This is a genomic window from Polaromonas sp. (assembly GCF_012927485.1).
GTDB lineage: Bacteria > Pseudomonadota > Gammaproteobacteria > Burkholderiales > Burkholderiaceae_C > Polaromonas.
Genome location: NZ_JABBPC010000022.1, coordinates 1 through 15,140 on the forward strand (window position 1 = coordinate 1; position 15,140 = coordinate 15,140).

Annotated in this window: 11 protein-coding genes; 5 read left to right on the plus strand and 6 right to left on the minus strand. The window is 57.6% G+C overall.

Features of this window, described 5'->3' with window-relative positions; all coding sequences use genetic code 11:
• Nucleotides 1–617: 617 nt before the first annotated feature.
• The 3 genes from HHJ16_RS08905 to HHJ16_RS08915 form a co-directional block, all read right to left on the minus strand.
• Nucleotides 618–983 carry a TipAS antibiotic-recognition domain-containing protein gene (locus HHJ16_RS08905; protein WP_293642251.1) on the minus strand — a complete coding sequence of 122 codons (366 nt, stop codon included), beginning with the start codon at nucleotides 981–983 and terminating at the stop codon, nucleotides 618–620.
• 581 nt (nucleotides 984–1,564) lie between these two features.
• Nucleotides 1,565–1,939: a GFA family protein gene (locus HHJ16_RS08910; RefSeq protein ID WP_293642252.1), complete on the minus strand. Its 375-nt coding sequence runs from the start codon at nucleotides 1,937–1,939 to the stop codon at nucleotides 1,565–1,567.
• A complete protein-coding gene (locus tag HHJ16_RS08915; RefSeq protein WP_293642253.1) occupies nucleotides 1,923–2,615 on the minus strand; it encodes a DUF1697 domain-containing protein in 693 nt (230 codons plus the stop codon). Before HHJ16_RS08915 ends, HHJ16_RS08910 begins: the two co-directional genes overlap by 17 nt.
• A gap of 699 nt (nucleotides 2,616–3,314) precedes the next feature.
• On the opposite strand from HHJ16_RS08915, the gene HHJ16_RS08920 reads away from it, so the two are divergent.
• Complete coding sequence (locus HHJ16_RS08920; RefSeq protein WP_293642254.1) at nucleotides 3,315–4,538, plus strand: ArgE/DapE family deacylase; 1,224 nt, start codon at nucleotides 3,315–3,317, stop codon at nucleotides 4,536–4,538.
• A 13-nt stretch (nucleotides 4,539–4,551) separates the two neighbouring features.
• Here the strand turns inward: HHJ16_RS08920 and HHJ16_RS08925 are convergent, their stop codons facing one another.
• Together HHJ16_RS08925 and HHJ16_RS08930 are read right to left on the minus strand one after the other, a co-directional pair.
• Nucleotides 4,552–5,070, minus strand: a complete 519-nt coding sequence (locus tag HHJ16_RS08925; protein WP_293642255.1) for a DUF1854 domain-containing protein — start codon at nucleotides 5,068–5,070, stop codon at nucleotides 4,552–4,554.
• Nucleotides 5,067–7,475: an ABC transporter ATP-binding protein gene (locus HHJ16_RS08930; protein ID WP_293642256.1), complete on the minus strand. Its 2,409-nt coding sequence runs from the start codon at nucleotides 7,473–7,475 to the stop codon at nucleotides 5,067–5,069. The genes HHJ16_RS08925 and HHJ16_RS08930 overlap by 4 nt, the downstream gene beginning before the upstream one ends.
• Before the next feature lie 342 nt (nucleotides 7,476–7,817).
• On the opposite strand from HHJ16_RS08930, the gene cphA (HHJ16_RS08935) reads away from it, so the two are divergent.
• The 3 genes from cphA (HHJ16_RS08935) (at nucleotide 7,818) to HHJ16_RS08945 (ending at nucleotide 13,205) form a co-directional block, all read left to right on the plus strand.
• The gene (gene cphA / locus HHJ16_RS08935) at nucleotides 7,818–10,052 is read left to right on the plus strand and encodes a cyanophycin synthetase (RefSeq protein WP_293642257.1); all 2,235 of its coding nucleotides are present in this window, start codon (nucleotides 7,818–7,820) and stop codon (nucleotides 10,050–10,052) included.
• Nucleotides 10,052–12,649, plus strand: coding sequence for a cyanophycin synthetase (gene cphA / locus HHJ16_RS08940; RefSeq protein WP_293642258.1), 2,598 nt, complete (start codon nucleotides 10,052–10,054; stop codon nucleotides 12,647–12,649). Before cphA (HHJ16_RS08935) ends, cphA (HHJ16_RS08940) begins: the two co-directional genes overlap by 1 nt.
• A 124-nt stretch (nucleotides 12,650–12,773) precedes the next feature.
• Nucleotides 12,774–13,205, plus strand: a complete 432-nt coding sequence (locus HHJ16_RS08945) for a hypothetical protein (RefSeq protein WP_293642259.1) — start codon at nucleotides 12,774–12,776, stop codon at nucleotides 13,203–13,205.
• Nucleotides 13,206–13,355: 150 nt separating this feature from the next.
• On the opposite strand, the gene HHJ16_RS08950 is transcribed toward HHJ16_RS08945, so the two are convergent.
• A complete protein-coding gene (locus HHJ16_RS08950) occupies nucleotides 13,356–13,592 on the minus strand; it encodes a DUF6139 family protein (protein ID WP_293642260.1) in 237 nt (78 codons plus the stop codon).
• A gap of 331 nt (nucleotides 13,593–13,923) precedes the next feature.
• Between HHJ16_RS08950 and HHJ16_RS08955 the strand changes: the two genes are divergently transcribed.
• Complete coding sequence (locus HHJ16_RS08955) at nucleotides 13,924–15,123, plus strand: cation:proton antiporter (protein WP_293642261.1); 1,200 nt, start codon at nucleotides 13,924–13,926, stop codon at nucleotides 15,121–15,123.
• Nucleotides 15,124–15,140 lie beyond the last annotated feature (17 nt).

The window sequence follows — 15,140 nt, forward strand, 5'->3', positions numbered from 1 at the left end:
CCCATCGGTTACATTCCCCCTGCCGAAGCTGAAGAAAATTACTATCGGCAATTAACCAGTCAGGCTGCAGTGTCTGCCTGACTTAACCCAACGGGCCTCCACGAAACCCGGGGCGATTCACGTTTGAATTAAGCCGGCCCGCGAAGCGGGTTCGGCTTGAATGAACTGTTAGACCTGTGCCTTCCGCATCTTCCGCTCGCGTTTGAGATAGCGGATACATCCAATTGTGACAATCAGGCCAATGACTACGGTTGCCAATCCTGCCAACAGCCACGTAGTTGACGGACCAGTGAGAGGTTCGCAGTTCGCCACACAAGCGATAGGCTCCAAATGAATTAAGTCAGCACCCTGTAAGGACCAAAGCACGCCAAGGAGGGTGAGCACGATCCCTAATAGTGCGAAAACTCGCGCTAGCCAAATTTTCATGTCGTCTCCTAAAGCAAGAAAAGATGCTGACCGACAATTGTCAGAACACTAAAATTCGTCGCTGCGATGAGGTTCGTGCGCAGGTCTAACGTAAAGTTGAGGGGTGCGCCGCTTTTGACGCGTCCCTCTCGAACGCTCTGTTAGGCGAGATGTGATGCGCAGTGGCGAAGCAAACCCGCTTACAGGTTACGTTATGCATAAACATAGATAGCCTCACCCAAGAATCCCACCATATTCCGGTGATACGCGTTGTGGAAGTCCTTCATATCCTTGTTGTCGCTGTAGAAAAGACCCATGCCAATGTAGGCTTCTCTCGAAGGCACATAAAACCGGGAAGCAATAGCGTAACGCTGGGCCATGATCTCCTGGACTGCTGGCGAGGAGGCTTGCGAACCGTCCAGCATGGTAGCCAACCTTTTATAAAGTGCGTCCCAATCAATATGCACCTGCTGTTTATTGACGTGCGACCAATTGTTGGTCTCCGACAGGGATTTTGCTTGCTCGGCATTCAGTGCATTTTTGCATTGTGCGAGATATTCCGGGGTTGAATTTTGCATGTTCTATATCCTTCTGAATAGGGCTACCTTTTATATGCTGCAACTTGTTAAGAGCGGTGGCCTAACGTAGAGTTAACCGGCGCGGCGCGGCTTTATCGCGCCGCGTCCAGCGACTGAAAGGAGCGGGGTTGAGCGCCGGGTTAGAGGTGAAGCTACTCACAGCGAATAGTCCTCAAATTTGACGAGACGCCAACAAGAGGCTGTTTTTTCAAAGCTAAACGCAAATGAATAGTCGGTATCCGGTTTGGTGAATTGCACCAAAACTCGCCCTTGCTTAGACCCCACTAATTTTTCAAATGGAATCGTGGCCGTTTTGTCTTGCTTTGGTAATCAAGACGTGAGTATTTCGGATCAGCCGCGCTGCGGATCTTGTATGTGACCGTTTTTGGTTCAGGCTCAGATGAGCCATTAACGTATGTGGCCGAAAGCGGGAAACGGGTGTTCTGTCTTTGAAACTACTGCATACTTTCGAACTTCAATAGGAAGGAGGCAATAAGTTTGTGCATATAACCTCTAACGCCTGAATTAAGCCGAGCCGCGAAGCGGCTTCGGCTTGAATGAATTGTTAGGCTGCGTACCGATTACCACAGGTTCTTTCCGTCAATCACGGAAACCGACGCGCTTGCTGCATCGAAGTCATCAAAGAGCCGCGCGTTGACGCCAATGCGGCGAGTTTTCTTGTCCCAGCTTCCGTCACGCTCGAATGCGGGACTGTCCGAGAAGATTGGTATGCCGCAGTTCTTGCAAAAGTGGTGAGCTACGAGCTTCGTTTTCCAGCGATAGATCTCATCGTCTTCAGTCGAAGCATTGACCTGAAATTGTTCTGGCTGATAGTAGGCATACAGCGCACCGCGTTTTGAGCAGAACGAACAAGTGCAACGTGTGAGTTGCTCAGGAACATTGCCATCTATCTCGAAGCTGGTTTTCCCACAGTGACAACTACCTTTGATGGTCATGCATTTCTCCTAATCGACGAAAAGAGTTGAAAAGCACCCTAACGCTTGAATTAAGCCGAGACGCAACGTGGCAGTAGTGAGCCGACACGACAGCAGCAACGGCAGAAATAGACGAAGCTAAGATGCGGCTTCGGCTTGGATGAATTGTTAGGCTCCAGCCTCGTGCTGCCGCGCATTTCTTGATAGTGTCCCATGTGCGTGTTGTGACGTTCTTTCCAAGCGTCTTTTCAATGAGTGTCATGAAGATTGGGCCGCACTCATGTGGAACATACGCCGTGAACACCTCAGCGCCATCCATGGCTAGGATTTTGGCGCCATCGAGCTCAATAGGCAGCAACAGGTTTTCCTTGTGCGGTTGACTCAAGAAGGTCACAACTCGCTTTGCCTCTGGCGAGATGTGAAAGTCAGAGTAGGGGTCCGTCTTGAGCAACGCGAGCAGGTGGTTAGTAGTACGCACAATAACAGGAAAGCTACGAGGGAGATATTTCTCCATGCCGGATTCAATAACTTTGGCCAGATTCGATTCTTGTTTTTTGGCGCCGGTAAAAACCACGTTGCCACTGGACAGAATCGTTCTAACGTCCGTGAAGCCGATCTTCTCGAAGCATTCCTTGAGATCGGCCATCTTGGCGTTCATTGGGCTGACACCACGAAGAAATGCAACGTAGCGAGGCATTTGTCGCTCCTGGGGCCTAACTAATATTAGACATCCGAATAGACGCAAAACATTGCGTCTATTCGGATGTCTAATTATTTATAAAAATGTAAGATGATTTTAAATTTATCCATGTAGCGAAATTTAGCACCTTCTAAAATAAATGCAATGCCCATCAGAAAATTTACCTAGGCAAGAACCTACGTTGCTCGATTAAGTCAGGGGGAAAATCCGCTTGAAGCATGACAGTACCCGTACTGAGCAGGCTTATACGGACTGGGTTAAACGCGCATTAGGGTTGGCAGTGCACTCTCCCGCGCTGGTCGCGAGATGCGCGAGCACGGCACTTTCGAGTTCGCAAATGAAGCGGTCAGCTATCAGGAACTCAGCACCATGTTCGAGACATGACGAGCGTGATATTTATTCTCCAATTGCCGATTCCTTCCAACAGCATGGCCCCAGTGGGCCCACAAGAGCTGTTCTTTTGCAGCCTGATAAACTCCGCTTGACTCTTTTCTTTGGAGAGAATCGCGCGGCCGGATTGGGTGGGCAGCTGTCGGTCGCTCGCAAAACTGCATGGTCGTTTTCAGTCGGAAGCAGAAGTTCGGCCTCCAACGCTTGACCCTCTGTTTTTGGCCGAACACTGCTGCCGGCCACGCCTCCGAATTCATGAAAATTATGGCTCTGCATCAAGCGCGGGCTATTCACGCATACCGCCTAATGACTGATTACGACCGACTCGACACCTGGGTGGACACCTATTTCAACGAAGAAGTCCGCTTTTTGCAGGACCTCATTCGCGTGCCGACCGATACGCCGCCGGGTAACAACGCACCCCATGCCGAGCGCACCGCCGAGTTACTCAACGCCTTCGGTTTTGAGGCCGAGAAGTACCCGGTGCCACAGGCCGATGTGAAGGCCTATGGCATGGAGTCGATTACCAATCTAATCGTACGCCGTCACTATGGGGTTGGCCGCACGATTGCCCTGAATGCCCACGGCGATGTGGTGCCTCCTGGCGAGGGCTGGACTCACGACCCCTATGGCGGCGAGATCGAGGATGGCAAGATTTATGGCCGCGCTGCCGCTGTCAGCAAAAGCGATTTCGCCAGCTTCACCTTTGCCGTGCGCGCGCTGGAGTCATTGAGCGCACCGCTGCACGGCAACGTCGAACTGCATTTCACCTACGACGAGGAATTTGGGGGTGAATTGGGGCCTGGGTGGCTGCTCAAGAAGGGCCTGACTCACCCCGATCTGATGATTGCAGCGGGGTTCTCCTACGAAGTCGTGACCGCCCACAACGGCTGCCTGCAAATGGAAGTGACGGTACACGGCAAGATGGCTCACGCTGCCATTCCGCACACCGGGGTGGATGCGCTGCAATGCGCCGTTGGCATTCTCAATGCGCTGTATGCGCAGAACGCGCTGTACCAGCGAGTCACCTCCAACGTCGAGGGCATACAGCATCCCTATCTCAACGTGGGGCGTATTGAAGGTGGCACCAACACAAATGTGGTTCCGGGAAAAGTCACGTTCAAGCTAGACCGCCGCATCATCCCGGAAGAAAATCCTGCAGAGGTGGAGGCTGTTATCCGCCAGGTAATCACCGATGCGGCGGGCCGCTTTCCGGGAATCAGCGTTGAAATCAGGCGGCTGCTGCTGGCCCACGCGATGCAAGCACTTCCTGGCAACAAGCCTCTGGTGGAGGCCCTCCAAAAACACGCTGCAACGTTGTTCGGCCAGCAGATCCCCACCATGGGTACACCGCTGTATACCGATGTCCGCCTGTATGCGGAAGCTGGCATTCCCGGTGTCGTCTACGGCGCGGGGCCGCGCAGCGTGCTGGAGTCCCACGCCAAACGTTCTGACGAGCGACTTGATCTCGAGGACTTGCGTCGTGCCACCAAGGTCATTGCGAGGACGCTGAAGGACCTGCTGAGTTAAGCCGCCACGCGCGTTAAAGAAAGCGCTCCAACAATCGGCGTGAGGCACGATCCAGGGCCGTCATATTGGGCACGCTGTATTGCACTCCTTCGCTACCCGCAATCAGCAGGGCCTGACGTCCCAAACGGCGAATATCCTCTTCGCCCTTGAGTACAAACGAGGTGTCGCCCCGATCGGTTTCGACCGTCCAGATGCTCGGCGTCGCAAAAGTCGAGACACTTACAAGCCGCTTGATCTCGGGTACGAAATCGCGCAGGGCCAACTCTTCTTGAAGCAGCGCGCGCAGTGCCGTCGGCAAGGCCTGCAGCCGCTCTATCCACGCCACCTCGTGACCCTCGGTATTGACCAGCGAAATACCTTCATCGGGCGCCGCGAGGGGAAACGCCCGCACCGGCACCACGCCAGCATGCTGCTCACCATTAGCGTCAATGAACAACAACCGCCCCGACGCTTGGCGCTCGAGCCGAAAGCCCGGAGAGACAAGGGAATCGAAATCAAAATGGGGGGCTGTCATGCTTAGACCTTCGCTCATGGGTTACCTGCCTGCTGGGGGGCATGATGGGCCGTGTGCGCCAGCTGCGCCGTGGCCAGGGCTATCCGGGCTCCCTGGCTCTCCTCGACCTCGCCGCCCTGCCCTTCGCTGTCGACCTGCCGGGCTTGGGCCTCGTACAGCCGCCAATAGGCGCCCTGCTGCGCCATCAGTTCATCATGCGGTCCGACTTCCACCACTTGCCCACGGTCCATCACCACGAGCCGATCGGCTTTGCGCAATGTTGACAGCCGGTGCGCGATGGCAATCGTGGTGCGGCCCTGCACCAGATTGTCGAGCGCGCGCTGGATTTCCTTTTCAGTTTCCGTGTCCACCGATGAGGTCGCCTCGTCCAGGATCAAAATGCGCGGGTCGATCAGCAAGGCGCGCGCAATCGAAATGCGTTGGCGCTCCCCGCCCGACAGCCCCTGGCCGCGCTCGCCCACCAGCGAGTCGTAGCCCTGAGTCAGGCGCAGGATGAATTCGTGTGCATGGGCGGCACGAGCGGCGGCCACAATCTCGGCACGCGTCGCGCCCGGTTTGCCATAAGCAATGTTTTCCGCGATGGTGCCAAAAAATAGAAACGGCTCCTGCAGCACCAAGCCGATATTGCGCCGATAGTCGGCCACGCTGAAGCGCCGAATGTCGGTGCCGTCTACGCTGATGGCGCCGTCGCTCACATCGTAAAAGCGGCACAACAGATTGACCAGCGTGCTTTTACCCGAGCCGCTGTGGCCCACCAGACCGATCATCTCGCCAGGCTGGATTTGCAGGTCCAGTCCGCGAATCACGGTACGGTTGCCATAGCGAAATCCGATGCCCTTCATCTCGATGCGGCCCTGGAGCGCTTCGATTTTTATCGGCTGGGCCGGCTCGGGCACGTCGGACACGTGGTCAAGAATGTCAAAAATCCGCTTGGCGCCCGCTGCCGCCTTTTGCGTCACGGAGACAATGCGGCTCATGGAATCAAGTCGCCCATAAAAGCGACCGATATACGCAATAAATGCGGTCAGCACGCCCACCGTGATCTGCTGCCTGGCTACAAGCCAGATGCCGAACGCCCAGACTACCAGCAGCCCCACTTCCGTCAGCAACGAAACGGTAGGCGTAAACAGCGACCAGGTTTTATTCAGTTTGTCATTGGCCGCCAGGTTGTATTGATTGACATCGCGAAAACGTTGGGCTTCACGCCTTTCCTGGGCAAACGCTTTGACGACCCGGATGCCGGGGATCGTGTCCGCCAGGACATTGGTCACATCGGACCATACCCGGTCAATTTTTTCAAAACCGGTGCGAAGCTTGTCGCGCACCACATGAATCATCCAGGCGATAAAAGGCAAGGGCATAAACGTCACGAGCGCCAGCCATGGGTTGACGAAAAATAAAATGACCGCCGTCATCACGATCATCAGCACGTCGGTGGCGAAGTCCAGCGCGTGCAATGATAAAAACACGCAAATTCGATCCGTTTCGGAGCCAATCCGTGACATCAGGTCGCCGGTCCGCTTACCCCCAAAGTAATCCAGCGACAGCTCCAATAAATGGTCAAAAGTAGCGGTCCGCAAATCGGCTCCGATGCGCTCGGACACCAGTGCCAGCAAGTAGGTCCGAGCCCAGTTCAGCGCCCAACCCAGCACCGCTGCACCGAGCAGCCCACCCAAAATGAGCAGCACTTTTGAGGACTCAATTTTCTGGCCGTTCTGGAACGGGATCAGAATATTGTCCATCAGTGGAATGGTGAGGTAAGGCGGCACCAGCGTCGCCGCCGTGGAGGCGAGCGTCAGCAAGAAGCCGGTCAGCAGTTGGTAGCGGTACGGGTGGGCAAAACGCCACAGTCGCAGCAGCACCCAGGTCGAGGGTGGCGTATGCAACTCCCGGGCGCAAGCCGGGCACTCGTCGCTATCCGGAGGCAGTGGCAAGTCACATTCCGGGCACAGTGAGACCTCGTCGGCGGGTCCAAACGCAGGGTCTGCTTTGGCTGCCGCGCCGGAGGCTTCGGCTGGTGTCCGGGCCTGCTGCTGCGCAAACATCCGCACCAAACGCACCGCCTGGACATTGGCTCCCAGGGTAAAACGCCAGCTGCCGAGCCGGCTGGAATCATCGCTATCGCTGTCATAAAGCTCCAGCGTTCCCACCCCGGCATGGTCGAAATGGCGAAGTTCCAGCCCGCGCCGCTTCGGCTGGGTTCCGCCGGTGTCCAGGGTGGACCAGCTGATCCAGGTGCCCTCGGGGCTACAAGCCAGCAGGCGCCGGTCCGTCAGGGCCAGCAGACCCTGGGCAAAGCGAAGTTGCTGGTCCAAGTCAACCACCAAGGTGCACAAAACGTTCTCTTGGTTTGCGAGCTGCGAACGGAGTCCTGCCGCAGGGCCGGTTTGGCTTGAATCGTCCACCGGGTAGTTATGTTGCATTGTGGTTATTAATTTTTTAAAGTCCGGTATTTGGCGCACAGCGCGTGGCGCGACAGATCCAGCTTCTGGCTGGATCAGGAGTGACGCGCAATATGACCCGGAACACGGATTTTCGCCCAAGCCGGCCAGCGAGGATTTTTGTTACCTTCTCGCGCTCGCGAAAACGATTAAAGTTGAATCAACTCTGCGCTCGACAGCGCAGTCGTCTCCTCTCCGTAAGCACCTATTCCAGGCTGGCAGGACTTTTACCAAGTCTGCTAGTCATTTTCATTTACATTCTCCCGGCCGAAAATCGGAACGTTGCAGCGGCAAAGTCCGCTGGACTGAAAACTTTTGCAAAACATGAGCCAACAGGACGACATCAAGCTACTGCGCATCAATTACCTGCGCGGTCCCAACATCTGGACCTATCGACCGGTACTTGAAGTGTGGCTGGACTTGGGCGGCCTGGAAGACTTTCCCTCCAACCTGCTGCCGGGCTTCAACGATCGACTGGTCGAACTACTGCCCGCCTTGCGCGAACACCACTGCGGCGTCGGCGAACGTGGCGGCTTTCTACAGCGCCTGCAGGAGGGCACCTGGGCCGGCCATGTACTGGAACATGTCGTAATCGAGCTGCTAAATCTGGCCGACATGCCGACCGGCTTTGGCCAGACGCGTAGCACCTCGCAGCGGGGCGTCTACCGCATGGTGGTGAGAGCGAGAGACGAACAGGTGGCCCGCATCGCGCTGGCTGAAGGGCACCGACTTCTGATGGCCGCCATCAACGACCAAGCCTTTGATTCAACACAGGTTCAGGCTGCAGTCGAAAAAATTCGAGCCAAGGTCGATGACTGCTACCTGGGGCCCAGCACCGCCTCGATTGTGGTGGCTGCCACGGACAGAGGCATTCCTCATATCCGTCTGAACGACGGCAACCTTGTGCAGCTGGGCTATGGCGCCAGCCAGCGCCGCATCTGGACTGCAGAAACTGAACTTACCAGCGCGATTGCAGAAGGTATTGCGCATGACAAGGATCTGACTAAAAGCCTGCTGGCCACCTGCGGCGTGCCGGTGCCGAAAGGTGAAATTGTCCACAACGCACAGGAGGCCTGGGCCTCCGCGCAAGACATCGGTTTGCCCGTGGTTGTCAAGCCCTCCGACGGCAACCACGGTCGCGGCGTGTCTTTGGACCTGAAAACCGAAGAACAGGTCAAAGCCGCTTTTGAAGTGGCCAAGCGCCACGGCAGCGAAGTCATGGTCGAGCGCTTTGTGCGCGGTCATGAACACCGCCTGCTGGTGGTGGGTGGCCGCGTGGTGGCGGCCGCACGCGGAGAAGCCGCCTGGGTTACCGGCGATGGCAGCTCTACCGTAGTGCAGCTGGTGGACGCGCAACTCAATACCAACCCACGGCGCGGTCTGGGCGAGGACTTTCCATTAAGCCAGATCAAAACGGCAACGGATGGCGCCATCGTGCTTGACCTGCAGCGCCAGGGCTTGACGCCCGACGCGATACCGATGGCGGGCCGCGAGGTGCTGATTCAGCGCAACGGAAATGTCGCCATCGACTGCACGGACGAAGTTCACCCCGAAGTCGAGTACATCGTCACGCTCGCCGCCCGCGTGGTAGGTCTGGACATTGCGGGGATCGATGTGGTGGCGCAAGACATCTCGCGCCCATTGCACAGCCAGGGCGGCGCAATTGTCGAGGTCAACGCGGGCCCCGGTCTGTTGATGCACCTGAAACCCGCGGAAGGCGCGCCGCGCCCGGTAGGACGCGCCATCTGTGAGCATCTTTTCCCTCATCTCTCCGAAACCCTGGACCACAGCCAGCACGGTCAAGACGGCCGCATTCCCCTGGTCGGCATCGCCGGGTCCGAAGGCACTCCGTATGTCGCGCGCCTGGTCGCCTGGTTGCTGCACCTGTCGGGCCGCTACACGGGCCTGGCCTGCCGCGACGGCCTGTTTCTGGACCAGCGCTGCGTGGACACCAGTAACTGTGCCCACTGGGAGGCTGGCCAACGTCTGCTGATGAACCGGGCGGTGCAGGCCGCCGTGTTTGAAAACGGCGCCGACACTATTTTGCGCAGCGGTTTGTCCTATGACCGCTGCCAGATCGGTGTCGTCACTGACCTCGGCGGTGCCTCCAGCCTCGCCGAATTCGACATTACCGAAGACGATCAAATGTTCAAGGTCATGCGCTCGCAAGTTGACGCGGTCCTGCCGAGTGGCGCCGCAGTGCTCAATGCCGCCCATGCGCGCGTGGTGGAAATGAAAGCGCTGTGTGATGGTGAAGTCATTTTCTACAGCAATGAACCCGACTCGGTTGCCATTACGGCGCACCGCAACGAAAACGGTCGCGCCCTCTTTGTGCGCCAGGACCAGGTCGTTCTGGCCACCGGCGCCACGGAAGCCTTCTTGCCGAGCTTGGGAAAACTGGCTGCTTGGAGAGACCGGGACGAGCGACGAGCGCTATCGGAAGGTAGCTTGCTGGCCGCCATAGGCGCCGCATGGGCCTTGGGAATCCCGCTCAATCTGATAGGGGCGGGCATGAAAGCCTTTGAATCCAGTGAAAAACCTGCCGGGAGGGCAGTCTGATGGAAGTCTCTCGTATCCGGGCTCTGCGCGGGCCTAATCTCTGGAGCCGCCACACGGCGCTAGAAGCCATCGTGGCCTGCACGGCGGCGGAGGCCTCCGTCGAGACTCTGCCTGGTTTTGAGCCGCGAGTGCGCGCGCTGTTTCCGGCCATTGGCGCACTTCGCCAGACCGGTCATGCCGGTCCGGTTTCGCTGGCGCATGTGCTTGAGGCCGCGGCGCTTGAATTGCAAGCGGCGGCAGGCTGTCCTGTCACCTTCAGCCACACGGAAGTGACGGTCGAGCGAGGCACTTACCAGGTCGTCGTGGAATACTGCGAAGAGGCCGTGGGTCGCCTGGCGCTCGAATTGGCGCAGGCCCTGATTCACGCGGCCCTGAATGAGGCCGCTTTTGACCTGGATGACGCGATCGCCCAATTGAGAGTCCTCGACGAAAACGAGAGGCTCGGACCCAGTACTGGGGCGATTGTTGATGCCGCTGTCGCGCGCGGCATTCCATATCGGCGCCTTACCAAAGGCAGCATGGTCCAGTTTGGATGGGGTTCGCGCCAACGCCGCATCCAGGCGGCCGAACTTGACGCGACCAGCGCCGTAGCCGAAGCCATCGCGCAAGACAAGGACCTCACCAAAAAGCTGCTGCGTGCAGCGGGTGTACCCGTGCCCCTGGGCCGACCGGTAAGCGACGTCGAGGATGCCTGGGCGGCGGCTCAACAGATCGGCCTGCCGGTCGCGGTCAAACCTCAAGACGGCAACCAAGGTAAAGGCGTCACCGTTAATGTGGCAACCCGCGAGCATCTTGCGATCGCCTTCCGGGCGGCGGCCGAGCATGGTGAAGTCATGGTCGAAAAGTTTTTACCCGGCAGCGACTTCCGGCTGCTAGTCGTCGGCGACAAGCTGGTCGCCGCTTCCCGGCGCGACCCACCACAAGTGGTCGGCAACGGCGTGCACACCGTCCGCGGACTGGTGCAGATCGTCAACCTGGACCCGCGGCGTGGTGAAGGCCATGCCACCTCCCTCACCAAAATTTGCTTTGACGACATCGCCGTGGCCCAGCTCGAAGCGCAGGGACTGACGCCTGAATCGATCCCAGCCAAGGGACGCCGCGTCGTCCTGCGCAACAACGCCAACTTGAGCACCGGTGGGACCGCCACCGATGTGACCGACGATGTCCACCCGGCCGTGGCGGCTCGGGCCGTGGCAGCCGCACAAATGGTGGGGCTGCACATCTGCGGGGTCGACGTCGTCTGCGAAAGCCTGTTGCGGCCACTTGAATCACAAAGCGGCGGTGTGGTGGAAGTCAATGCCGCGCCCGGCTTGCGCATGCATCTATCGCCTTCCTATGGCAAGGGCCGCCCGGTAGGGCTTGCCATGATCAATGAACTATTTCCGCCAGGCAATGACGGCCGCATCCCGGTGATCGCCGTGACCGGCACCAATGGTAAAACCACCACAACGCGTTTGATTGCCCATCTGTTGGCAGCGCACGGCCTGCGCACCGGCATGACCAATACCGACGGCGTCTACATCAACGGCCGCCAGACCGATAGCGGCGACTGCAGTGGACCCAAAAGCGCCCGCAATGTGCTGATGCACCCCGACGTGGATGCAGCCGTATTTGAAGTGGCACGCGGCGGCGTACTGCGGGAAGGCCTCGGTTTTGACCGCTGCGAAGTGGCTGTAGTGACCAATATGGGCAATGGCGATCATTTGGGGCTGAACTACATCACCACCGTGGAAGATCTCGCCGTTCTCAAGCGCGTGATTGTGCAGAACGTGTCGCCGACCGGCTATGCGGTGCTTAACGCTGCAGACTCCATCACCGCCAGCATGGCGGCATCCTGCCCTGGAAAAGTGATCTTTTTTGCGGCAGACCGGCACCACCCGCTTATGGCTACCCACCGGGCGCAAGGCAAACGCACGGTGTATGTGGACGGACCGATGCTGGTGGCCGCCGAAGGATCCTGGGTGGAGCGCATCCCGCTGCAGGAAATTCCGGTCACACGGGGTGGCAGCATCGGATTTCAGGTGGAGAACGTCATGGCCGCTGTCGCTGCGGCCTGGAGCGTCGGGGTTAACTGGGACACCCTTAAAAGCGGCCTGGCAAGCTTTGCCACCGACGCGCACAACGCGCCGGGGCGCTTCAATGTGATGGACTACCGCGGCGCCACGGTGATTGCCGACTATGGCCATAACCCCGACGCCATGCGCGCCCTGGTGGCTGCTGTAGACGCCATCCCCGCACAGCGGCGCAGCGTGGTGATCAGCGCGGCCGGGGACCGGCGCGACAGCGACATCCGCGACCAGACCGTCATCCTTGGAGCCGCCTTCGACGACGTCATTCTTTACCAGGACGCCGCCCAGCGCGGGCGGGCTGATGGCGAAGTGATGGCCTTGCTGCGAGAGGGACTGGAAGGAAAAAACATCGCTAGCCGAACCCGTCATATCGAGGAAATACGCGGCGAGTTTCTGGCCATAGACACCGCGTTGGCGCGTCTGCAGCCGGGCGATTTGTGCCTGATCCTGATCGATCAGGTGCAAGAGGCGCTAGATCATCTCGCCGAACGCATGAAGGAAGCCAAAGAGACGGCGTCTGTCCGCTAATAGCTTTCGTCCTACAGCAGAATCGGCGAGCGGCGACTTTGGTTTCCAGCGTTGTCTTTCATCGCAACTCGGGCCATCGATGCATCCTTGGAGTTGAAGATTCAAATAACCAAGGAGTTCGGCCATGACTGTAGCAACCCGTTTCTGCCCTTCCCAATTTAACCGCCTTGGAAAGGGGGTCGCGTACCTCGGCCTGGCCATTTCGTTAACCCTGACCGTAGCCTCTGCCCAGATTGCATCGGGGACCACCGGTATCGACGCCACAGGAAACGAGAAAAGCGAAATGGCTGCTTGCAACAGCGGCAAGACTCAACAAAATCGGGCTACCTGCATTACCGAGGTCAAAAACGCTAACGCAGCCAAGCGCGCGGGCAAGCTTGACAACAATGGCGGCCAATTTTCCGCCAACGCCCTGAAACGCTGCGATGTCTTCAAAGGCGACGATCAAGCCGCCTGCAAAGCCCGAATTGACGGCGATGTCAAAATTCAAGGCAGCGTTGCCGAAGGTGGTGTGATTCGGGAACTTGAAACGGTAGTAGCGCCGGTTCAGCCTTAATTTGTGAACCGGCACTGGACACCGGATACTGCGTGCACCTAGAGCCCATTGCTAGTGACCAATATGGGCAAAGACAAGTCACGCGCCGCTAGACTGGTCTGCTGATTCGCTCAACGGAAGTGCGTAAAAGTCGAGGAATGGGTCTGAAAATCAACTTGGCTGACTTGCCACGCTTGTGATGGCGTAACCCTTCTCGGCGATTTGCTGGTCTAGGTCATCGATGCCGTAGGAACGCAGAGATTCGGCGTTTTCTCCCATTTCTTTGGCTTGACCATCGGTTTCCCAATCAAAATTTGTAGCCTCTTCGGGAATGAGCCGCCCCTCGGGCACGGCGAGATAAGAAAATTTATTATTGGCCTCGGCTCGCCGGTAAATGTCTACTCGCATGGTTCAGTCCTTCACATAATGGTGATCGCTCGACAGTACCGCTTAGGCGCTATTTTTTTTGTAGGATAAAAGCCCGGCGAGCCCTCGGAGGGAAAGTGCCTTGGCTTTCGGATCTTGCAAACGACGTGAGTCGTGATGCCTTTCGAACTCGCGCTTGCACGGACCGTTTTGAAAACCCGTTGTTAGCGCGCACGCAGTGACTGGTCAATAAAGCTTCTTCAGCGCCTAGCGCTTTGTCGCCCGCTTTTCGTGCGTCATGGATGCCTTACCATCCACAGCTGCAAGATTGGACCTTGTGCGTCCACTCTTAATAAAGGCTGTGCACCCCGCGATGACAACGACCGAAATCTATCTGATCGCCATGGCGATTATTTTCACGCTCCCCTATGTGATCTGGCGAGTCGGGCGAACCGACTATTACGCGCCTCTCGTGGTGGTTCAGATTATTGTCGGCATCCTGCTGGGCCCCGGCGTTCTTGGCAAAATGTTCCCGGGCTATTACTCGTTGGTGTTCAGTGCCCCGGTCGTTCAGTCCTTGAACGGCATCGCCTGGTGGGCGGTGATGATTTTCGTCTGGGTCGCCGGCATCGAACTGGATCTGAAGAAGGCCTGGGCACATCGGAGAGAAAGTAGCATCACCGCCGGCTTGGCGCTCGGCACGCCATTGGTTTTCGGCTGTCTGGCCGCCACTGGCCTGCTGATGTATGAGGGCTGGGTAGGGCCTCGCGGAACTTACTGGCAGTTTGTGATGGGCGTCGGCATGGCCTGTGCAGTCACTGCACTGCCTATTCTGATTCTGCTGATGGAGAAGCTCGCCATCCTGCGACAACCTATCGGGCAGCGCATCCTGCGCTATGCAAGCCTGGACGACATCGCGATCTGGGGAGTGCTCGCACTCATCCTTATGGACTGGCAGCGCGTCGGTAAGCAAGCTGTTTTTCTGACGGCCTTCGCGGGCATTGGCTACGCCTTTAGAAAACTCATGCTGTGGCTGCCGGAGCGCGACCGATGGTACGCAGGTCTGGTGTGGTTAATTGTCTGTAGCTTTGGCGCCGACTGGTCGGGTCTTCATTTCATGGTCGGGGCTTTTCTGGCAGGTGCCATCATGGACAGCGGGTGGTTCAATCAGGCCCACATGGACTTACTGCGTCATCACGTATTGCTGGTAATGATGCCGGTATTTTTCCTCAGCACGGGACTGCGAACCAACTGGACCGTGGGCGGTGAAGCGGTATTTGTTGCTGCTGGCGTACTGCTCGTCGCCTCTGTAGGGGGCAAACTGATCGGTACTCACATCGCGGGAAAACTTCTCAAATGGGCGCCAGGGGAAAGCTCAATCATTGGCTGGCTGTTGCAAACCAAAGCACTCATCATGATTATTTTTTCCAACATTTTGCTGGACAAAGGCATCATTACCAGCGAAACCTTTACTGCATTGCTGCTAATGGCCATCGCCAGCACCATGCTCACGGTGCCGGTAGTGTCGCCCCGGCTTCAACGACTCAAAGAGATTATTTTTCGGTCCACGTAAAAGGCGCCCCCATAGTC

Bases quoted from the DNA above. Each gene is read 5' to 3' on its own strand.
- HHJ16_RS08930 (WP_293642256.1), bottom strand. From the start codon at position 7,475: ATGCAACATAACTACCCGGTGGACGATTCAAGCCAAACCGGCCCTGCG.
- HHJ16_RS08950 (WP_293642260.1), bottom strand. From the start codon at position 13,592: ATGCGAGTAGACATTTACCGGCGAGCCGAGGCCAATAATAAATTTTCT.
- HHJ16_RS08910 (WP_293642252.1), bottom strand. From the start codon at position 1,939: ATGACCATCAAAGGTAGTTGTCACTGTGGGAAAACCAGCTTCGAGATA.
- HHJ16_RS08925 (WP_293642255.1), bottom strand. From the start codon at position 5,070: ATGAGCGAAGGTCTAAGCATGACAGCCCCCCATTTTGATTTCGATTCC.
- HHJ16_RS08955 (WP_293642261.1), top strand. From the start codon at position 13,924: ATGACAACGACCGAAATCTATCTGATCGCCATGGCGATTATTTTCACG.
- HHJ16_RS08915 (WP_293642253.1), bottom strand. From the start codon at position 2,615: ATGCCTCGCTACGTTGCATTTCTTCGTGGTGTCAGCCCAATGAACGCC.
- cphA (WP_293642257.1), top strand. From the start codon at position 7,818: ATGAGCCAACAGGACGACATCAAGCTACTGCGCATCAATTACCTGCGC.
- HHJ16_RS08920 (WP_293642254.1), top strand. From the start codon at position 3,315: ATGACTGATTACGACCGACTCGACACCTGGGTGGACACCTATTTCAAC.
- HHJ16_RS08905 (WP_293642251.1), bottom strand. From the start codon at position 983: ATGCAAAATTCAACCCCGGAATATCTCGCACAATGCAAAAATGCACTG.
- HHJ16_RS08945 (WP_293642259.1), top strand. From the start codon at position 12,774: ATGACTGTAGCAACCCGTTTCTGCCCTTCCCAATTTAACCGCCTTGGA.
- cphA (WP_293642258.1), top strand. From the start codon at position 10,052: ATGGAAGTCTCTCGTATCCGGGCTCTGCGCGGGCCTAATCTCTGGAGC.